The following is an 18014-nucleotide window of genomic DNA, read 5'->3' on the forward strand; positions in this document are numbered from 1 at the left end:
CGCCGGCACAAGGCCGGCGTCATGTTTTCTCCGCACAGAAGCGTCAAGCCGTCTGTGCCACCGCTTTCCGCTTCCGGCCAAAAACAAACACATGCGCGTAGCTGTCGTTCATCGGATGCTCGAAGTGCGTGATCCCCCGAATCGACGGCACCACAGGCTCGAACAAGCCGGCATGATCAATATCCACCGGATAAGGTTTCCGCTCCGGCGTATCGTTGTACCCGAGAATCAATAGCCCACCTGGTTTGAGCACCCGATGGCACTGCTCCATCATCTGCTCGAATCCGCTCCGCTCGTTCAAGCCCCAGCCGATCACGCCGTTGGACACCACGATGTCGAACGACTCTTCGTCGTAGTAGCCTGCCATGTCCGTCGCGCTGCCGATGACGTGCCTGCCAGGGGGGCCATAGACGGCTTGCTCAGGATCCATGTCCAGTGAATAGAAATCCATCTTGAGCAGGCGAGGGTAGTGCCAGGTGTAGTAATGCATGCCCAGGAACAGGCACTTCATCCGGGTGGGTGACTTGGCGGCGAGCTGGTTCAGGTGGTCGAAGATTTCCCGTTCGAGAAATTGACGATTCACAGCGCGCAGCCGGAATTTCACGCCGCATTTCGCGGCGAAGGCCGGAGACCATGTGAACAGTCTCATCTTGCCTTTGTGGATTAGTTTGCGTAGAGAAGGAATTTGATCACCCCAGATGGCCGGTTTGAGTGGTTTGGCTGTGCGAGTGCAGCCCGGTCAAGAACTCGTGGACGATGGTCATAGGCGGTGATAAGCCATGTCGTTGTTGAGCATGCCGCCACGCCAGAAAAGTCCCGACCGCAGGAGGCTAGTCAGCTGCACGTTCGCTGTCAATAAGACGAAGCGGAAATGACGTAAATCCTTGACGTGGCACGTGTGGATTCAGGCCAGGGCGGTCATGCACTCTTCGAGGTGAGAGGCTACGATAGCGCGCCCTTACCGTGGCGCGCATACCGGCGCGATTGCGCTAAGCCTCCCATGTGCCTTGCCGATACGCGGAATCCCAGAACATCCATTCCAGCCGCGCGGCGTGTGTGTATGCCTCGTGCATAGCCTTGACCGTTTCGGCGGACGCGAGTTCCGCGGCGCGGTCCACGGACGCGATGACTTCGCGGACCAGGGTGTGGAATTCCTCGCCGGCGTAGGTGTCGATCCAGGCGCTGTAGGGGTTGGGCTGGGCGGCGCGGGCGTGGATGTCGCGGCCGATCTCGGCGTAGATCCAGAAGCAGGGCAGCAGCGCGGCCAGGGCCACGGGGTAGGGCGCGCTCCAGGCGGTGGCGATGAGGTAGCTGGTGTAGTGGTGGCTGGCGGGCGTGAGCGGGGTGGCGTTGAAGGTGTCGGCGCTGATGCCGAACTGCTTCATGAAGCCGTCGTGCAGGCTGCGCTCGACCACGACGGCGTTCTTGGCGGCGTCGGCGAACTGGACCACGCCGTCGGCGTTGTCGGCCTTGGCGGCGGCCACGGCCAGCGCGCGGCCGAAGGCGACCAGGTAGTGGGCGTCCTGGATCATGTAGTGGCGGAACGCGTGCTCGTCGAGCTGGCCGCTGGCCAGCTCCTGGTTGAACGGCATGGTGCGCGTTTTCTCGTACAGCGCGGCGTTGCGCGCCCAGGCGTCGGAGCTGAAAGACATGGGATTCCTCTGCATAGTCGGACGGCGCGCGAAGTCGCGCCGTGGCTGCCGGCCAAGGATAGCAACACCCGACGGCCGGGTAACTTTTCATGTCATTTGCTTCCGGTGGGGCCGGGGGCCGCGCCGCGCCTGTTACGGGCTGGCGCCGCGCGCCGCATTCGGCGATTGCCCCAGGCGGCGGGCTGCGCGAGAATCCGGCGCATTCCGTGCCGGTCGCGGTTCAGCGGCCGGCCTCTCTCAACAGGGCGAACTCCAGCGTGTCTTCAGTCAGCGGTGAACGGGTAATCAGGCGGATGGCGATCACGGCGCGGCGGCGCGCGGGTCGGGTGGCGGCGGCCGTGTGCCTGGCGCTGCCGGCCTTGTCGGCGCAGGCCGCCTATGTGGTGGTGGATACGGGCCACACGCCCGCGCGGCCCGGGGCCACGGGCGCCAGCGGCCGGGTGGAGTATCAGTACAACCTGGTGCTGAGCGGCGCGGTGGCGGCGCGGCTGACGGCGCTGGGCGAACGGGTGCGGCGCGTGGCGGCCGACGGCGCCGAGGTGGCGCTGGGCCAGCGCGCGCGGCTGGCGCCGGATGCGGATTTCTTCATCTCCATCCATCACGATTCGATGCAGCAGAAGTACATCGACGCGGGCCGCCAGCGCGAGTTCGCGGGCTTCTCGATCTTTGTCTCGCAGCGCAATCCTCGCTACGAGGAAAGCCTGCGCTGCGCCAAGGCGATCGGCGAGGCGCTGGTGGCGGCGGGCGAGAAGCCGTCGCTGTACCACGCCGAGCCCATCGCCGGCGAGAACCGCCCGTTGCTGGACCGCCGCCTGGGCGTGCATCGTTTCGACGGGCTGGCGGTGCTCAAGACGGCGACCATGCCGGCGGTGCTGGTGGAGGCCGGCGTGATCGTGAATCCGGACGACGAGGCCCGGGTGGCGCGGCCCGACACCATCGAGCGGATGGCGCGCGCGATCGCCGATGGCGTGCACGGCTGCCTGCGGGACTAGCGAGGATCGCGCGCGTCCGGCCCGGCGGCTGGCGCTGTCGCGCGGGATGGATAAAATCCTGCTTCAAGCGCGCCGCGCCTTGTGGGCCGGCCAATGGACAAGCGCGGAACGCGGCGTGGCCCGATAGGGTCTGCGCGACATAGGTTCCCAGGGAGAGGAATGATGAGGCTGAAAAGAAAACTGACGGTCTGGAGCTCGGCATTGGCGCTGTCCTGCGCGGCCCTGTCGGCCGGCGTGGCGCAGGCCCAGGCACAGCAGGCGCAAGCGCCGGCGTCCGCCAAGCAGGAAGAGCCCGAGCGCTACGGTCCGTTCTTCTTCCTGCGCAGCGAGCCGGACCTGCTGATCTACGTGGGCGCGGTGGGCGCCAACGACATGTTGAATCTCAAGAAGGCGCTGCGCGAGCATCCGACCATCTCGACCATCGTGTTGCAGAACAATGGCGGCGGCCTGGTCCATATCGGGCTGGTGGTGGCGGAAGAGATCTACGAGCGCGGCCTGAACACCTATATTCCCAAGGACAGCTACTGCGCGTCGGCGTGTTCCTTCGTGTTCTTCGCCGGCCGCCAGCGCCTGGCGGTGGGCCGGCTGGGCGTGCACCAGATCTCGGCGCCGGAGCTGACGGGCGAGCAGGCGCAGTTCGGCGTGTCGGACATCGTGGCGACCCTGCCGAAGTACGGCGTGTCGGCGGATGTGCTGGGCATCATGTTCAGCACGCCGTCCAAGGACATGTACTTCTTCACGCCGCAGGAAATCGCCAAGTACGGCATCAACCGCGTGGGGCCGACCCAGGCGTCCGCCAATGGCGCGCAGCAGGGCGGGGGCCCGCGCGCCGCGCCCGCCCCGGCGCCCGCGCCGCAGCAGCAGACATCCGCGCCCGCCCCGGCGCCGCAGCAGCAGACGTCCGCGCCGGCCGGCGAGGCGAAATTGCCCCCGCGCCAGCCGGCCGCCGCCGGCCAGGCGCCGGTCGCCAATCCGTACCTGACCAAGCAGCCCGCGCCGGCGGCGCCGTCCGACGAGCAGAAGGCCATCAACGCCGCCGCGCTGATGATCCAGGCGGGCAGCGGCACCAACGAAGAGGCCATGAAGTTCACGCGCGAGTTCTACGCGGACACGGTGGACTTCTTCAAGAAGAAGCGGCCGAAGTCCGAGGTGCTGGCGGACAAGCAGGCGTATTTCGCGCGCTGGCCGGTGCGGCGCTTCGTGGTGGACCAGAGCACGCTGCGGGCCAAGTGCGAGAACCAGCTTTGCATGGTCAAGGGCATCTACGACTACAAGGTGTCCAGCCCGGAACGCGGCAAGAACGCCAGCGGCACGTCGAATTTCACGTACATCCTGGACCTGCGCGATCACTACCGCATCGTCCTGGAAGACAGCGAGGTCATCAGCCGCTGAGCGGCCGGCCTTGCACTTTGGAGAAGCACCATGCATGTCAGCCTGCGCGCGACCCGGTTCCTGATCCTGGCGGGCCTGACCGCCGCGGCGGCGCCGGCCCTGGCGATCGATTGCGGCAAGGCGTCCAGCCCCGTCGAGAAACTGATCTGCTCCAGCCGCGAGGCGAAAGCCGAGGACGCCGGGCTGAACCGCGCCTATGCCGCGCTGATGAAGCAGGCGCCGGACGACGAGATCCGCGCGATGCTGAAGGATAGCCAGCGCCGCTGGCTCGCCGCGCGTGACGGCAAGCTGCAAGACCTGATCGCCAATATCGACGCCGTGCCGGAAGGCAAGACGGCGGGTTCCGTCGCGGCCGACCTGATCAGCGCCCGCATCGACGATCTGACGGAGCGCGACAAGGGCAGCAAGCAGCCCAGGCTGATCAGCACGGCGCTGGCCCAGCGGGAATTCCGCCAGCAGTTCACCGGCGGTCCCTACGATGGTTACGACGTGGTCTGCGAGCTGCTGCCGCCGAACGACATCTACGCCTGCTTCGCGATCAGCCACTACCAGAACAAGGACCGTGTCTGCACCGCCGAGCAATACTGGGCCACGGGCTCGGTCTACGCGCAGCGTTATGTGGCGAAGGTGGTGGACCAGAAGCTGGTGCCGGTGGCGTCCTGCTCGTACAACGGCAACGACGACAACTGCCCGGGCGGCATCTCGGACGAGGCGCGCTGGAACACCGGCCCCAAGGTACGCACGCCGATGGGCTATCCGACCAAGGCGCTGCCCCGGCTCGATGGCGAGGTCTATGACAGCGACGACTACGACTGGCTCAAGGCTTGCCTGACGGACGATACGTTCCCGCTAGCCAATCCGACGACGGCGGGGCGCTAGCCGGGTAGCCGGCCGCAGGCTGGACGCGGTCGCGTCCGGCCTGTTTCTTTCATACGTCGTCGAAGTAGAACGCCTTGTTCAGGCGCGCTTCCAGCGCTTCGCAGGTCGGCGAATTCTGCCAATTCATGGTGGCGCCCATCAACAGCAGCGCGCCCAGCACGGCGCCTATCGCGCCGATCCAGCCGAATCCCAGGCCCACATACAGTAGTGGGATGCCGAAGACGACGGCCATCCACCATTGCACCAGGAACTTGAGCAGCGCGCCCAGGCAGAAGTAGCCGATGACCAGCGCGATCAGAACGCCGATGACGATGAGCAGTTCCATGGATCAGCCGGCCAGGATGCGGGCCTTCTGGGCAGCGAATTCATCATCGTTCAGGACGCCGCGTTCACGCAGCGCGGCCAGGCGTTCCAGCTTGACGATGACCTCGTCGTCTTGGCGCGGCGCGGGCGCAGCCGCTGCGGGGCGGACGCGCGCCTGCTTGCGGGCCTCGATGGCCTGTTGCACGCGGTTGGTGAAGCGCATGACGCTCTTTTTCCAGACGTTGCGGATCTCGAACGTGCTGGCGCTGTCCTGGATGGCGATATTGCCAAAGAGCAGGCCGGTTTCGCCGGAGATGGCGTTGACCTTGTCCAGGTCGATGGCGGCCTGACGCAAGCCATAGATCATGCCCTTGTCCAGGAAGATGATGCGCCGGTCGGTCAGCGTGATCAGCCAGGTGTTGTTGTTCATCAGGCCGCTGGTGAAGGCCAGGACCTGCTCGCCCTCCTGCAGGACGTGCGGCAGATGGTTCAGTTCCCGTTTGGTGAAGAACTGGTCGTCGCCCATCTCTTTGGCGATCTCGTTGTAGCGCGCCTTGAGTTGTTCAGGCGTAGCGTTCTTGTAATCAAAGTCCATGGATCTAGGGCTGGGGTGCCGGGGCCGACGCCGGGTTCAGGGCGCGCCTATCTTACGCCAGGAACGCGACAAGACCCTGTGCGTTCGGACCTTTCAAGCCGCGCGCCCGCCGCCCTTGCGCGCATGCGCCAGCAGCGCCTCACGCAGCGCCACGGCCTGGTTGTGTTCAGTATTGCGCGCGCCATAGAGCAAGGTCAGCGGCCGCTTGCCGGCGGCTTGCAGTAGCGCGCTCATGCGGGCCTGCTGCTCGGGCGCGGCCAGTTCCGCGTTGTAGCGCTGGCGGAATTCGTCCCAGCGTTCGTCGACGTGGCCGAACCATTTGCACAGTTCGGCGGATGGGGCGATGTCGCGCGCCCATTCGTCCAGGCCCAGGTCGGCGCGGCGCAGGCCGCGCGGCCACATCCGGTCGACCAGGGCCTTGTAGGCCTCGTCCGGGCCGGTGCCTTCGTAGATGCGTTGGAGGGAGATCGCGGGCGCTTTCATGGCCGCTCCTGGGTGGGCGTTGTGGCCAGTCTACCGCAACGCCCGAGCCGCCCGCGCGGCCCGGGAACGGGACTTCAGCGGGTGGGGGCGGCCGTGGCGGGCGTGGCCGCCGGCTGCGCGCCGCCGCTCGCGCGCAGCAGCGCGAAACCGACGATGGCGGAGGCTAGCGAGCCGGTCAGCACGCCGAGCTTGGTGGCGTCCACGGCGGCCGGATCGGTGAAGGCCAGCGCGCCGATGAACAGGCTCATGGTGAAGCCGATGCCGCACAGCAGCGCCACGCCGTACAGCTGCGCGTAGCTGGCGTGGCGCGGCAGGGTCGCCACGCCGGCCTTGATGGCCAGCCAGGCGAAGCCGAACACGCCCAGCTGCTTGCCCAGGAACAGGCCCAACGCCACGCCCAGCGGCACGGGCTGCGCCAGGCTGTCCAGGCCCATGCCGGCGAAGGACACGCCGGCGTTGGCGAAGCCGAAGATCGGCACGATCAGCAGCGCCACGGGCTTGTGCAGCGCGTGTTCCAGCGCGTGCAGCGGCGAGTGCGCGGCGGGCGCGCCCTGGTTCTGCGGGCGCAGCGGGATGGCCAGGGCCAGCGCCACGCCGGCCAGCGTGGCGTGCACGCCGGATTTCAGCACGAAGTACCACAGCACCACGCCCAGCAGCAGGTAGGGCGTCAGCCGCAGCACGCCGGCGCGGTTCAGGCAGAACAGGCAGGCCAGCAGCGCGGCGGCCATGCCCAGCGCGAACAGGTTCAGCTGCGACGTATAGAACAGCGCGATGATGATGATGGCGCCCAGGTCGTCCAGGATGGCCAGCGCGGTCAGGAAGATTTTGAGCGAGGTCGGCACGCGGCTGCCCAGCAGCGCCAGGATGCCCAGCGCGAAGGCGATGTCGGTGGCGGCGGGGATGGCCCAGCCGCGCAGCGTGCCGGGGCTGCCCAGGTTGATCAGCACGTAGATGATGGCGGGCATGACCATGCCGCCCAGCGCGGCGATGCCGGGCAGCACGATGCGCGAGGCGCCGCGCAACTGGCCGTCCAGCACTTCGCGCTTGATCTCCAGGCCGACCAGCAGGAAGAACACGGCCATCAGGCCGTCGTTGATCCAGTGCAGCACGGATTCCTTGAGGACGACGGGGCCCAGGCTGAAGCCGAGCTTGGCGCCCAGCGCGTCGAAATAGGCCGGCGCGAGGCCGCTGTTGGCGACGATCAGCGCCACCAGGGCGGCGAGCATCAGGACGTAGCCGCCGAGGGCTTCGGATTTCAGGAACGCCTGCAGGAATGAGGCGGACCGCGGGGCGGGAGGGGCCGGATGGCTCACTTGGACTCCTTTACTACCTTTCGGTGAGTACGCGGCGAACGGCGACGGCGAGGGGCGGCGGCTCCATGCCGTGGTTCGGGTTGAGGATGGCTTGCCGGGCGGATCCGCCGCCTGGGCGAACGGCAGCCGGAAGGCGCCGGGATCCCTGGCAAAGCTTACTTGGCGCGGCGGGCGCCGGGAATGCGCGTGGTCTGGCGGGACGGCGCGCGAGGCGTCCGGCGCGGGCCGGACGGGCTGCGCCCGCAGTCTGGTCGCGGGCGCACGGAACCTGAATTCTACCTGAAAGATGGAGAATATGTTCCATAAAATCATGCATGTTCCGTGAAATCCGTGAGAACAGGTCGCTAATTTAATTACCGGTCTCCCGCTACCATCGGCAGCGTTTCCTCTGGGCGCACGCGGCAGGCGGCGGCGCATTCGCCGCGCCTGTCCACGCCGCCCTGGCTTTTTTCAGGACCGCCGCCGATGTCATCCTCTTCCCACAACCCGCACACCGTCCGGGCGCCACGGACGCCGTTGCTGGCCCGCCTGCCGGCGATCCAGACGCTCAGTTACCAGCGGCCGGGGGCGCGAGGCGCGCCGCTGCTGGTGGATGCCGGCCCGGAAGTGTTGAGCGCAAATGTCGGTTCCGGCGCGGGCCGGGCGCTGTCCGAACTGCCGGGCGGCTATCGCCTGGATACCTTGCTGCCTGGTCCGCGCCTGCAGGCCTGGGCCCGGGGCGGGGCGCGGTTCAGCCTGTCGCGCGACGGTCAGGTCCAGGTGGGATGGGGACGCCAGCTGGCCGCCACGGAGTTCGAGGCGGCGGGCGGCGGCGAGCCGGGGCTGGCGATGCTGGAGCCGGAAGAGATCCGCTACCTGGAGGCCTACCTGTTGTGGCAGGGGCGGCGCTGGAGCGACGCGGAGGACGGAATCGACGCCGGCCCTGGCGAGGCGAGCGCGTTCGATCCGTTCAGCGGTCAGGCGCGGTCCCGCGCTTGCGTGGCCGAATCCGCCGGCCTTTCCGGCCTGCGCATCCTGCACACCGAGGCGGCCACCTCGTTCGGCGGGCAGGAGTTCTGCATCTACAAGGAGATGGTGGCGATGCGCGAGCGCGGCCATCACTTGGAGGCCGTGTGCCAGCCGCAGGCCGAGCTGGGCGGCCGGCTGCGCGAGGCGGGTTTCAAGGTCCACAACCTGCTGATGGACGGGCCGGTGAATTTCCTGCGCGGCGTGTCGGCGCTGCGGCGGGTGCTGCGCGGCGGGCGTTTCGATGTGCTGAACACGCACAGCCGGCGCGATACCGTGCTGGCGGCCATCGGCGCGCGGCTGGCCGGCACGCCGCTGATCGTGCGCACGCGCCACCTGGCCAAGCCGATCAACTCGCTATACGCCTATACCTGGCTGGCGCACCGCGTGATCGCCGTCAGCCGCTATGTGCGCGGCCAGTTGCTGGAAGGCGGCGCGCGGCCCGAGGCGGTCGAGGTGATCCATTCGCCAGTGTCCCTGCCGCCGGAGCGGCCGGGCGCCTGCCTGCGCCGCGAGCTGTCGATTCCGCCGGAGGCCAAGGTGGTGGGCTGCGTGGCGGTGATGCGGGCGGAAAAAGGGCATGAGGATCTGATCGAGGCCTTCAACCGGGTATCGCGCCGTCATGCCGACGCGCATCTGGTGCTGGTGGGCGATGGCATGCCGCTGGCGGAGCAGTTGCGCGAGCGCGTGCGCGCGCTGGGGCAGGCGCTGGCGCGGCGCATCCATTTCGCAGGGCGGCGCAAGGATGTGGGCACGGCGTTGCGGGCTTTCGACGTGTTCGCGCTGCCGACGCGGCGCGAGGCCTTCGGCACGGTGTTCGTGGAGGCCGCCGCGATGGGGCTGCCGGTGATCGGCACGCAGGTGGGCGGCGTGCCCGAAACCATGATGCCGGGCCGCAGCGGCCTGCTGGTGCCGCCGAATGATCCGGGCGCGCTGGCGCAGGCGCTGGACCTGCTGCTGGGCGACGCGGCGCTGCGCCGCCGCATGGGCGAGGCGGGCCGGGCGCGCGTGCGCGACCTGGGCCTGTTCACGCCGGCGCGCGTGGCGCAGGACGTGGAAAACGTCTACCACCGCTGGCTGAGCGAACGGCGCGGGACGGCGGCGTAGCGTCGCGCTGACGCTACCCTTGGCTCAATGCCAGAGCAGCGCGTTCATGGCCTCGACCAGGCGGTCGCGGTAGCGCGGCAGCTGCGCCTGCGTGCGCGCCAGCCTGGCCTTCAGCTCGGCAGGCTCGGCGCCCTTGGCGACGCGGGCCGGGGCCCAGATCGGGTCGGGGAAATGGCGGTCGCCGCGCCAGCGCGGAATCACATGCCAGTGCAGGTGCGGCACCATGTTGCCCAGCGAGGCCAGGTTGATCTTGTCGGGCGACAAAATGGCCTGCTGGGTTTCCTCGACCACGTACACGGCCTTCATCAGCAGCTCGCGACCGTGCGCCGACAGGCTGGTCATCTCGGCCAGGTGGCCGTTCCAGATCACGCGGGTGAAGCCGGGGTAGTCGGGGTCGTTGACCTCGATGACGCGCAGGTGCGGGCCGCGCCACAGCAGCGCGCCGCCGTCTTCCTGGCACAGCGGACAGTCGGGATCGCGGGCGCTCACGGGGTTTTCCTCCGGATCGCGGCCGGGACGCGAATGCGGGTCACGGCAGCACCTTGCGATATTGGATGAAGCCGGAACGGTCGGCGATGCGGTCGTACAGCTGCATGGCGGTGGCGTTGGTCTCGTGGGTCAGCCAGTACACGCGCGCGGCGTTGTTGGCGGCGGCCTGGGCGTAGACGTGTTCGATCAGCTTGCGGCCCGCGCCGGTGCCGCGCGCCTCGGGCGTCACGTACAGGTCCTGCAGATAGCAATAGTCGCCGGCGGTCCAGGTGGAGCGGTGGAAGATCCAGTGGACCATGCCGATGGCCTTGCCGCCGTCGTAGGCCAGCGCCACGTTCATGGGCTCGGCCGGGTCGAGCAGGCGATCCCAGGTGTTGCGCGTGACGGCGTCGGCGATGTCGACGCGGTAGAAGTCCTGGTAGCCCTTCCACAGCGGCAGCCAGACATCGAAGTCGGCGGCGGTGGCGGGGCGGATTTCCGTGGTGCTCATGGGCAATGCCTCCGGTTGCGGATCAGCGTGGGTTTTCCAGTGCCTCGACGATGTGGCGCAGCACCTGCAGGCGGGCGTAGCGCTTGTCGTTGGCCGATACCAGGTGCCAGGGCGCGTGGGCCACGTCGGTGCGCGTCAGCATCTCGTTGGTGGCGGCGGCGTATTCCTTCCACTTGTCGCGGTTGCGCCAGTCGTCGGGCGTGATCTTGAAGTTCTTGAACGGCGATTTCTCGCGTTCCTTGAAGCGTTCGAGCTGCACGTCGGGCGTGACCGCCAGCCAGAATTTCAGCACCAGCGCGCCGCTGCCCGACAGCTGCTCCTCGAAGTCGTTGATCTCGGCATAGGCGCGACGCCAGTCGGCGGGGCGGGCCAGCTTCTCGACGCGCTCGACCAGCACGCGGCCGTACCAGGAGCGGTCGAAAATGGCGATGCGGCCCCGGCGCGGCAGCTGGCGCCAGAAGCGCCACAGATAGGGGCGCGAGAGTTCATAGCTGTTGGGCGCGGCGACGGGCGTGATGTCGAACTGGCGCGCGTCCAGCGCATGCGTGACGCGGCGGATCGCGCCGCCCTTGCCGGCGGCGTCCTGGCCCTCGAACACCAGCACCAGCGAGCGGTCCTGGAATTTCTTCGAACGCGCGGCGCGGGCCAGCCGGCCTTGCAGCAGGCCGAGTTCGGACTCGTAGTCCTCGCGGTCGATGCGGGCCTCGTAGTCGAGCTGGCCGAGCCGGTCGACGATGCGCGCCGGCCCGGAATGCGCCACGAAGCTGGGCGGGATGCGCGGCACGCTGCGCTGGCGCATGGCGGCCAGCACGGCCTCGGCGGTGCGCGCGGCGCGCAGCTGCTCGTCGGCGCTGGGGATCACGACCCAGGGCGCGTGGCCGCTGTCGGTGTGGTTGATGACGATTTGCCCGCCGTTGCGCAGGCGGTCGTATTTCTTGTGCACCTTCAGGTCGGCGGGGCTGACCTGCCACGAGGTTTCCGGGCTGCTCAGCAGGCGCTCGGCGCGCGCCTTCTGCGCCTGGGCGGACAGGTGGAACCACAGCTTGACGATCTGCACGCCCTCGGCGGCCAGCATGGCCTCGAAGCGGCGGATGGCGGCGGACAGCGCTTCGATGGTGTCCTGGTTGGGCCGCTTGCGCGAGGTCTCGCGCAGCAGCTGCGCGTACCAGGAACCGAACACGATGCCGGTGCTGCCCTTGGCGGGCAGGTCTTTCCAGTAGCGCCACAGCCAGGGGCGTTCCAGCTCCTCGCCTTCGGGCGGGCCGTAGGCCAGCGTCTTGATGTGGCGCGGATCCATCCACTCGTTGAGCAGGTTGACCGTGGCGCCCTTGCCGGCGCCGTCGATGCCGGCGACCACCACCAGCAGGGATTTTTCCGCCTTCTGCAGGCGCTGGTACTGCGCGTTCAGCAGGGCGACGCGCAGGCGCGCCTCGATGGGCTTGAAGGCTTCTTTGGACAGGCTGGGGTCGGCTTCGGCTTCGGCGAACATGGCTGGAGTCCGCGGCGGGCGGACAGAGGCGTATCGATCGGGCGATCTTGCGGGATATCCCCGCCGCGCGCAAGTGCGCGCGACGCCGGATCCGGGCCGCGCGCTTGCCGTGGGCGCCGGCCTCAGAGCGAGTCGACCGGGATCTTCAGGTAGCGCACGCCATTGTCTTCGGCCGGCGGGAAATGGCCGGCGCGGATGTTGACCTGGATGGCCGGCAGGATCAGCGTGGGCATGCCCAGCGTGGCATCGCGCCGGGTGCGCATGGCGACGAATTCGTCTTCGCTGACGCCGTCGCGCACGTGGATGTTGGCCTGGCGCTGCTCGGCCACCGTGGTCTGCCAGCGCGCCTCGCGTCCCGCCGGCGGATAGTCGTGGCACATGTACAGGCGCGTGGCGGCGGGCAGGTCCAGCAGCCGCCGGATGGAGCGGTACAGCTGGCGCGCGTCGCCGCCGGGGAAGTCGCAGCGCGCCGTGCCCACGTCCGGCATGAACAGCGTGTCGCCGACGAAGGCGGCGTTGCCCACCAGGTAGGCCATGTCGGCCGGGGTGTGGCCGGGTACGTGGATGGCGGTGGCCTCCAGCGCGCCAATGCGGAAGGTCTCGCCGTCGGTGAACAGGCGGCCGAACTGCGAGCCGTCCAGCGCGAAGCCCGGCTCCAGGTTGAAGATGCGCTTGAACACGCCCTGCACGGCGCGGATGGCGCCGCCGATGGCGATGACGCCGCCCAGCTGCTTCTGCAGGTAGGGGGCGGCCGAGAGATGGTCGGCGTGGGCGTGGGTCTCCAGCAGCCAGTCGGTCCGCAGGCCATGCTGGCGCACGTACTCGATCATGCGGTCGGCGCCGGCGGTGCTGGTGCGGCCGGACTTGGGATCGTAGTCCAGCACCGAATCGATGATGGCACAGGCGCCGCCCGGCGCGTCTTCATGGACCACATAGGTGACGGTGGCGGTGACCGGATCGAAGAAGGCCTGGATGATGGCGGGCATGGGGGACGCTCGGATGGGCCGCGCGGGCGGACCGGAATGGGAACGAAGCGCCGGGGCGGCACTTCAATTTATATTTTTCAATAATATTGTTTGATATTTTATCGGTCAATATAATGATCAAACCCTGCGCTACCGATTGACCCCCGTCAAATGAATGCCTCCCTGACCCAATGCGAAGTCGCCGTGCTGCGCGAATCCGCCTCCCAGGCCTGCGCGCTGCTCAAGGCGCTGGCCAACGAAGACCGGCTGCTGCTGCTGTGCCAGCTGGTCGGCCATGAACGCAACGTGGGCGAACTGGAGGCGCTGACCGGCATCCGCCAGCCCACCCTGTCGCAACAGCTGGGCGTGCTGCGCGACGAAGGCCTGGTGGCGACGCGCCGCGACGGCAAATACGTCTACTACCAGATGGCCAGCTTCGAGGTCAGTCAGGTGATGAAGACCTTGTCCAGCCTGTATTGCGGCAAGGCCATGGACGCCTTGCATCAGGAGCCGGGATCATGAATCTGGACTGGAGTGCCTTCACGCCGGGACCGGCCGCGGCCGGCGGCCTGCTGATCGGCGCGGCGGCCGTGTTACTGATGCTGGGGGCCGGGCGCATCGCCGGCATCAGCGGCATCGTCGGCAATTTGCTGCCGCCCGCGCCGGGCGGCGGCTGGCGGCTCGCGTTCCTGCTGGGCCTGTGCGCGTCCCCCTGGCTCTATCAACTGTACGCGGCCTTGCCGCCCGCCACGATTGAGGCCGGGCCGCTGCGCCTGGTCGTCGCCGGCCTGCTGGTCGGGCTGGGCACGCGCTATGCCTCGGGCTGCACCAGCGGCCACGGCGTTTGCGGGCTGTCACGCGGTTCGCGTCGCTCGCTGGCGGCCACCGCGCTGTTCATGGGGGCGGGCTTCGCCGTCGTCTACGTGCTGCGCCACGTGCTGGGAGCCTGACATGAAAATCGCCAGCGCCCTGCTCGCGGGATTGCTGTTCGGCCTGGGGCTGATCGTGTCCGGCATGGCCGACCCGGCCAAGGTGCTGGGCTTTCTGGACCTGGCCGGCGCCTGGGATCCGTCGCTGGCCTTCGTGATGGCCGGCGCGGTGCTGGCCGCGAGTCTCGGCTATGCATGGCTGCGGCGGCGCGGCCGCGCGCTGGACGGCGGGCCGCTGCACTGGCCGCCGCCCGCGCGCGTGGATGTTCGGCTGGCCGTCGGCAGCCTGGTGTTCGGCGCGGGCTGGGGGCTGGCCGGCTTCTGTCCCGGGCCGGCGCTGGTCAACGCCGCCGCCGGCCTGCCGCAGGCGCTGATCTTCGTGGCGGCCATGGTGGCCGGCATGGCGTTATTCTCGGCCCTCGAATACCTGAAGAACCGCCAATAAGGCCGCAAGCCGGCCGCCCAGGAGACACACAATGCAGAAGACGGAGACGGCGCAGCGCGATTTCGACGTGGTGGTGGTGGGAGGCGGATCGGCGGGCATCGGCGTGACGGCCAGCCTGCTGCGGCGCCGCCCCGGCCTGCGCATCGCGGTGATCGAGCCCAGCGACAATCACTACTACCAGCCGGCGTGGACGCTGGTCGGCGGCGGCGCGTTCGATGTCGCCAAGACCGTGCGTCCGACGCAGGCGGTGATGCCCGCGCGCGCGACCTGGCTGCGCGCCGCCGTGGCCGGCTTCGAGCCCGAGTCCGACACCGTGCGCCTGGCCGATGGCCGCGCCGTCAGCTATCGCCAGCTGATTGTGTGCCCGGGACTGCGGCTGGCCTGGGACAAGGTCGAGGGCCTGTCCGACACGCTGGGCAAGCACGGCGTCAGCTCCAACTATCGCTATGACCTGGCGCCCTATACCTGGGAGCTGGTGCGCGGCTTCCAGGGCGGCCAGGCGCTGTTCACCCAGCCCGCCATGCCGATCAAATGCGCCGGCGCGCCGCAGAAGGCCATGTACCTGGCCTGCGACCACTGGCTGCGCAACGGCGTGCTGGGCCGCGCCCAGGTCCAGTTCGACCTGGCCGGCGCGGCGCTGTTCGGCGTGCCGACCTTCGTGCCGCCGCTGATGCGCTATGTCGAGCGCTACGGCATCGCGCTGAACTTCAATTCCACGCTGGTGGCGGTGGACGGCCCGGCGCGCAAGGCCTGGTTCGACGTGAAGAACGCCGAGGGCCAGGTCAGCCGCGTGGAAAAGGACTTCGACATGCTGCACGCGGTGCCGCCGCAATTGCCGCATGACTTCGTGCGCAACAGCCCGCTGGCCGACGCCGCCGGCTGGTGCGAGGTGGATCCGGCCACGCTGCGCCATCCGCGCTACGCCAACGTCTTCGGCCTGGGCGACACCATCAGCGCCAGCAACGCCAAGACGGCGGCCGCCGCGCGCAAGCAGATCGTGGCGGTGGCCGAGAACCTGATCGCCTGCATGGACGGCTACGCCATGCCGGTGAAGTACGACGGCTATGGCTCCTGCCCGCTGACGGTCGAGCGCGGCCGCATCGTGCTGGCCGAGTTCGGCTACGGCGGTAAGCTGCTGCCCACCTTCCCGCTGGATCCGACCGTGCCGCGCAAGAGCGCGTGGTTCCTCAAGGCCACGCTGCTGCCGTGGATCTACTGGAACGGCATGCTCAAGGGCCGCGAGTGGCTGGCCCGGCCGCTGGGCAACTGAAGGGCGGGACAAGCATGGAAGCAGTATTGGCCGCCAGCGCGGCGCTGGGCGCCTGCGTGGGCCTGATCCTGGGCTTGACCGGCGCCGGCGGCGCCATCATGGCGGTGCCGCTGCTGGTGTTCGGCCTGCATCTGCAAGTGGCGCAGGCCGCGCCGATCGCGCTGCTGGCGGTGGGCCTGGCTGCCGCGCTGGGCGCGGCGCTGGGGCTGCGCGCGGGCAAGGTGCGCTATCGCGCGGCGGGCTTCATCGCGGCCACCGGCATCGTGGTGTCGCCGCTGGGTCTGTGGGCCGCGCGACGGCTGCCGAACGCGCCGCTGGCCGTGATCTTCGCGGGCGTGCTGGGCTGGGTGGCCTGGCGCATGTGGCGCGGCGGCCAGCCCGCCGCGGCGGCAGCGCCCGCGCATTGCCCGCCCTGCCTGCTCAACGCCGACACCGGCCGCTTGCGCTGGACCGCGCCTTGCGCGCGGGCGCTGGGCGGCACCGGCGTGACGGCGGGCTTCCTGTCGGGCCTGCTGGGCGTGGGGGGCGGCTTCGTGATCGTGCCGGCGCTGCGCCGCGCCACCGACCTGCCCATGCAGGCCATCGTGGCCACGTCGCTGGCGGTGATCGCGCTGGTGTCGGCCAGCGGCGTGATCGCGGCGGCGGCCGGCGGGCACCTGGAATGGCGCATCGCGCTGCCCTTCACGCTGGCGGCCGTCGCCGGCATGCTGGCCGGGCGCGCGGTGGCCGATCGTTTTCCGCCGAGGCGGTTGCAGCAGAGCTTCGCGCTGTTCGCCGCCGTGGTGGCGGCGGCCATGCTGGTCAAGGGGCTGAGCGGGCTGGCGGGCTGAGGCGTCCGGGGGACGTCCGCGCCCGCCGCGCGCGTCTATTCGTAGGTCCGCACGTCGTCGATGACCTTGCCGTCGTTGGGCAGGCCGCCCGCGTCCACCCATTCCACGTCGCCGCGCAGCTTGGTCACGTCGCGCAGCGAGTCGGCGATGCGCTTGGCCAGGTCTTCGCCGCGCGCGCGCGACTCGGTCTTGAGCACCATGCGATCGGCGCCGGTGGTTCCGCTGATGACCAGGCGCGCGCGCAGGATTTCCGGATGGCGGCGCAGCACGTCGGCCACCTGCGAGGGATGCACGAACATGCCGCGCACCTTGGTGGTCTGGTCGGCGCGGCCCATCCAGCCTCGGATGCGGGTGTTGGTGCGGCCGCAGGGCGACACGCCGGGCAGCACCGCCGACAGGTCGCCCGTGCCGAAGCGCACCAGCGGATAGTCCGGGTTCAGCGTGGTCACCACCACTTCGCCGACCTCGCCGTCGGGCACGGGCTCGCCGGTGCCGGGACGCACGATCTCGACGATGATGTCCTCGCCCAGTACCAGCCCCTGGCGCGCCGGCGTCTCGAACGCGATCATGCCCAGGTCGGCGCTGCCGTAGGCCTGGTAGCCCTCGATGCCGCGCGCGGCCAGCCAGTCGCGCAGCGACGGCGGGAAGGCTTCGCCCGAGACCAGCGCGCGCCGCAACGAGTCCAGCCGCACGCCGAGTTCGTCGGCCTTTTCCAGGATGATCTTCAGGAAGCTGGGCGTGCCGGTATAGCCGCTGGGCGCCAGGTCGGCGATGGCGCGCACCTGCTGCTCGGTCTGGCCGGTGCCGCCGGGAAAGACGGTGCAGCCCACGGCGTGCGCGGCGGTTTCCATCATGGAGCCGGCCGGCGTGAAGTGATAGGAAAAGCAGTTGTAGGCCAGCTCGCCGGCGCGGAAACCCGCCGCGTACAGCGCGCGGGCGAAGCGCCAGTAGTCGGCGCGCGCGCTTTCCGGTTCATAGATCGGGCCGGGCGAGGCGAACACGCGCATCGCCTCGCCCCAGCCGATGGCCGAGAAGCCGCCGAAGGCCTTGACCGGCCCGGCGGGCGCGGCGGCGTCGTCGCGGCTGTGTTGCTGGCGTTCCAGCAGCTCGTGCTTGCGCAGCACCGGCAGCCGGGCCAGCGCCGCGCGCGAATCGACCGTGGCGGGATCGACGCCGCGCAGCTGCTCGGCAATGGCCGGCGAGCGCGCCATCGCGTGGGCGATGGCGCCGGGCAGGGCGGCCATCAGCTCGCGCTCGCGTTGCTCGGGCGCTCGTGTTTCCAGGACATCGAAAAACTCGGACATGGGATCGCACCCTCTCGTGTTCCGTACTGCGGTGTCGTTGCCGGCGGCGCCGGGACGCGCCCGGCAGCCGCCTTGTGGGGGT

General features: G+C 69.2%; 20 protein-coding genes. 9 read left to right on the forward strand and 11 right to left on the reverse strand.

What is annotated here, in order from left to right:
• Positions 1-43: 43 nt before the first annotated feature.
• Positions 44-649 (reverse strand): methyltransferase domain-containing protein, encoded by a 606-nt coding sequence (locus AC6LJ9_RS24970; RefSeq protein WP_498149612.1) that lies wholly within the window; start codon positions 647-649, stop codon positions 44-46.
• A gap of 340 nt (positions 650-989) precedes the next feature.
• A complete protein-coding gene (gene tenA / locus AC6LJ9_RS24975; protein ID WP_498149613.1) occupies positions 990-1652 on the reverse strand; it encodes a thiaminase II in 663 nt (220 codons plus the stop codon).
• A 293-nt stretch (positions 1653-1945) separates the two neighbouring features.
• On the opposite strand from tenA, the gene AC6LJ9_RS24980 reads away from it, so the two are divergent.
• The 3 genes from AC6LJ9_RS24980 (at position 1946) to AC6LJ9_RS24990 (ending at position 4915) form a co-directional block, all read left to right on the forward strand.
• Complete coding sequence (locus AC6LJ9_RS24980; protein WP_498149614.1) at positions 1946-2644, forward strand: N-acetylmuramoyl-L-alanine amidase family protein; 699 nt, start codon at positions 1946-1948, stop codon at positions 2642-2644.
• Between the two features lie 159 nt (positions 2645-2803).
• Positions 2804-4036: a COG3904 family protein gene (locus AC6LJ9_RS24985; protein ID WP_498149615.1), complete on the forward strand. Its 1233-nt coding sequence runs from the start codon at positions 2804-2806 to the stop codon at positions 4034-4036.
• 30 nt (positions 4037-4066) lie between these two features.
• On the forward strand, positions 4067-4915 hold the full coding sequence (locus tag AC6LJ9_RS24990; protein ID WP_498149616.1) for a lysozyme inhibitor LprI family protein: 849 nt from the start codon (positions 4067-4069) through the stop codon (positions 4913-4915).
• Positions 4916-4964: 49 nt separating this feature from the next.
• Here AC6LJ9_RS24990 and AC6LJ9_RS24995 read toward each other — a convergent pair whose 3' ends face one another.
• From AC6LJ9_RS24995 to nhaA, 4 genes are all read right to left on the reverse strand, one after another.
• Positions 4965-5240, reverse strand: coding sequence for a hypothetical protein (locus AC6LJ9_RS24995; protein WP_498149617.1), 276 nt, complete (start codon positions 5238-5240; stop codon positions 4965-4967).
• Positions 5241-5243: 3 nt separating this feature from the next.
• On the reverse strand, positions 5244-5813 hold the full coding sequence (locus AC6LJ9_RS25000; RefSeq protein WP_498149618.1) for a PH domain-containing protein: 570 nt from the start codon (positions 5811-5813) through the stop codon (positions 5244-5246).
• A 93-nt stretch (positions 5814-5906) separates the two neighbouring features.
• Complete coding sequence (locus tag AC6LJ9_RS25005; protein ID WP_103271547.1) at positions 5907-6296, reverse strand: DUF488 domain-containing protein; 390 nt, start codon at positions 6294-6296, stop codon at positions 5907-5909.
• 74 nt (positions 6297-6370) lie between these two features.
• Positions 6371-7609: a Na+/H+ antiporter NhaA gene (gene nhaA, locus AC6LJ9_RS25010; RefSeq protein ID WP_498149619.1), complete on the reverse strand. Its 1239-nt coding sequence runs from the start codon at positions 7607-7609 to the stop codon at positions 6371-6373.
• A 1005-nt stretch (positions 7610-8614) separates the two neighbouring features.
• Here nhaA and AC6LJ9_RS25015 point away from each other — a divergent pair.
• Complete coding sequence (locus tag AC6LJ9_RS25015) at positions 8615-9721, forward strand: glycosyltransferase family 4 protein (protein ID WP_498149630.1); 1107 nt, start codon at positions 8615-8617, stop codon at positions 9719-9721.
• A gap of 24 nt (positions 9722-9745) precedes the next feature.
• Here AC6LJ9_RS25015 and AC6LJ9_RS25020 read toward each other — a convergent pair whose 3' ends face one another.
• The 4 genes from AC6LJ9_RS25020 to AC6LJ9_RS25035 form a co-directional block, all read right to left on the reverse strand.
• On the reverse strand, positions 9746-10210 hold the full coding sequence (locus AC6LJ9_RS25020; protein WP_103271545.1) for an HIT family protein: 465 nt from the start codon (positions 10208-10210) through the stop codon (positions 9746-9748).
• A 40-nt stretch (positions 10211-10250) separates the two neighbouring features.
• The gene (locus AC6LJ9_RS25025) at positions 10251-10700 is read right to left on the reverse strand and encodes a GNAT family N-acetyltransferase (RefSeq protein ID WP_498149620.1); all 450 of its coding nucleotides are present in this window, start codon (positions 10698-10700) and stop codon (positions 10251-10253) included.
• A 22-nt stretch (positions 10701-10722) separates the two neighbouring features.
• Positions 10723-12189 (reverse strand): polyphosphate:AMP phosphotransferase, encoded by a 1467-nt coding sequence (pap, locus tag AC6LJ9_RS25030; protein WP_212313609.1) that lies wholly within the window; start codon positions 12187-12189, stop codon positions 10723-10725.
• A 122-nt stretch (positions 12190-12311) separates the two neighbouring features.
• Complete coding sequence (locus tag AC6LJ9_RS25035; RefSeq protein ID WP_498149621.1) at positions 12312-13175, reverse strand: MBL fold metallo-hydrolase; 864 nt, start codon at positions 13173-13175, stop codon at positions 12312-12314.
• Positions 13176-13325: 150 nt separating this feature from the next.
• On the opposite strand from AC6LJ9_RS25035, the gene AC6LJ9_RS25040 reads away from it, so the two are divergent.
• Genes AC6LJ9_RS25040 through AC6LJ9_RS25060 form a run of 5 tightly spaced genes read left to right on the forward strand, consistent with a single transcriptional unit; the run spans position 13326 to position 16628 of the window.
• Positions 13326-13676 carry an ArsR/SmtB family transcription factor gene (locus AC6LJ9_RS25040; RefSeq protein ID WP_498149622.1) on the forward strand — a complete coding sequence of 117 codons (351 nt, stop codon included), beginning with the start codon at positions 13326-13328 and terminating at the stop codon, positions 13674-13676.
• Positions 13673-14104 (forward strand): YeeE/YedE family protein, encoded by a 432-nt coding sequence (locus AC6LJ9_RS25045; RefSeq protein WP_212313606.1) that lies wholly within the window; start codon positions 13673-13675, stop codon positions 14102-14104. Before AC6LJ9_RS25040 ends, AC6LJ9_RS25045 begins: the two co-directional genes overlap by 4 nt.
• A gap of 1 nt (position 14105) precedes the next feature.
• Positions 14106-14528, forward strand: a complete 423-nt coding sequence (locus tag AC6LJ9_RS25050; protein ID WP_498149623.1) for a DUF6691 family protein — start codon at positions 14106-14108, stop codon at positions 14526-14528.
• A gap of 31 nt (positions 14529-14559) precedes the next feature.
• Complete coding sequence (locus AC6LJ9_RS25055; RefSeq protein WP_498149624.1) at positions 14560-15798, forward strand: NAD(P)/FAD-dependent oxidoreductase; 1239 nt, start codon at positions 14560-14562, stop codon at positions 15796-15798.
• A gap of 14 nt (positions 15799-15812) precedes the next feature.
• On the forward strand, positions 15813-16628 hold the full coding sequence (locus tag AC6LJ9_RS25060; RefSeq protein ID WP_498149625.1) for a sulfite exporter TauE/SafE family protein: 816 nt from the start codon (positions 15813-15815) through the stop codon (positions 16626-16628).
• 35 nt (positions 16629-16663) lie between these two features.
• On the opposite strand, the gene AC6LJ9_RS25065 is transcribed toward AC6LJ9_RS25060, so the two are convergent.
• On the reverse strand, positions 16664-17932 hold the full coding sequence (locus AC6LJ9_RS25065) for a phenylacetate--CoA ligase family protein (RefSeq protein WP_498149626.1): 1269 nt from the start codon (positions 17930-17932) through the stop codon (positions 16664-16666).
• Positions 17933-18014: the final 82 nt, after the last annotated feature.

The organism is Achromobacter sp. 1011811831, assembly GCF_059760905.1.

Bases quoted from the DNA above. Each gene is read 5' to 3' on its own strand.
- pap (WP_212313609.1), bottom strand. From the start codon at position 12,189: ATGTTCGCCGAAGCCGAAGCCGACCCCAGCCTGTCCAAAGAAGCCTTC.
- AC6LJ9_RS25035 (WP_498149621.1), bottom strand. From the start codon at position 13,175: ATGCCCGCCATCATCCAGGCCTTCTTCGATCCGGTCACCGCCACCGTC.
- AC6LJ9_RS25055 (WP_498149624.1), top strand. From the start codon at position 14,560: ATGCAGAAGACGGAGACGGCGCAGCGCGATTTCGACGTGGTGGTGGTG.
- AC6LJ9_RS25005 (WP_103271547.1), bottom strand. From the start codon at position 6,296: ATGAAAGCGCCCGCGATCTCCCTCCAACGCATCTACGAAGGCACCGGC.
- AC6LJ9_RS25000 (WP_498149618.1), bottom strand. From the start codon at position 5,813: ATGGACTTTGATTACAAGAACGCTACGCCTGAACAACTCAAGGCGCGC.
- AC6LJ9_RS25040 (WP_498149622.1), top strand. From the start codon at position 13,326: ATGAATGCCTCCCTGACCCAATGCGAAGTCGCCGTGCTGCGCGAATCC.
- AC6LJ9_RS24980 (WP_498149614.1), top strand. From the start codon at position 1,946: ATGGCGATCACGGCGCGGCGGCGCGCGGGTCGGGTGGCGGCGGCCGTG.
- AC6LJ9_RS24990 (WP_498149616.1), top strand. From the start codon at position 4,067: ATGCATGTCAGCCTGCGCGCGACCCGGTTCCTGATCCTGGCGGGCCTG.
- AC6LJ9_RS24985 (WP_498149615.1), top strand. From the start codon at position 2,804: ATGATGAGGCTGAAAAGAAAACTGACGGTCTGGAGCTCGGCATTGGCG.
- AC6LJ9_RS25050 (WP_498149623.1), top strand. From the start codon at position 14,106: ATGAAAATCGCCAGCGCCCTGCTCGCGGGATTGCTGTTCGGCCTGGGG.
- AC6LJ9_RS24995 (WP_498149617.1), bottom strand. From the start codon at position 5,240: ATGGAACTGCTCATCGTCATCGGCGTTCTGATCGCGCTGGTCATCGGC.
- AC6LJ9_RS25045 (WP_212313606.1), top strand. From the start codon at position 13,673: ATGAATCTGGACTGGAGTGCCTTCACGCCGGGACCGGCCGCGGCCGGC.
- AC6LJ9_RS25060 (WP_498149625.1), top strand. From the start codon at position 15,813: ATGGAAGCAGTATTGGCCGCCAGCGCGGCGCTGGGCGCCTGCGTGGGC.
- AC6LJ9_RS24970 (WP_498149612.1), bottom strand. From the start codon at position 649: ATGAGACTGTTCACATGGTCTCCGGCCTTCGCCGCGAAATGCGGCGTG.
- AC6LJ9_RS25025 (WP_498149620.1), bottom strand. From the start codon at position 10,700: ATGAGCACCACGGAAATCCGCCCCGCCACCGCCGCCGACTTCGATGTC.
- AC6LJ9_RS25065 (WP_498149626.1), bottom strand. From the start codon at position 17,932: ATGTCCGAGTTTTTCGATGTCCTGGAAACACGAGCGCCCGAGCAACGC.
- tenA (WP_498149613.1), bottom strand. From the start codon at position 1,652: ATGTCTTTCAGCTCCGACGCCTGGGCGCGCAACGCCGCGCTGTACGAG.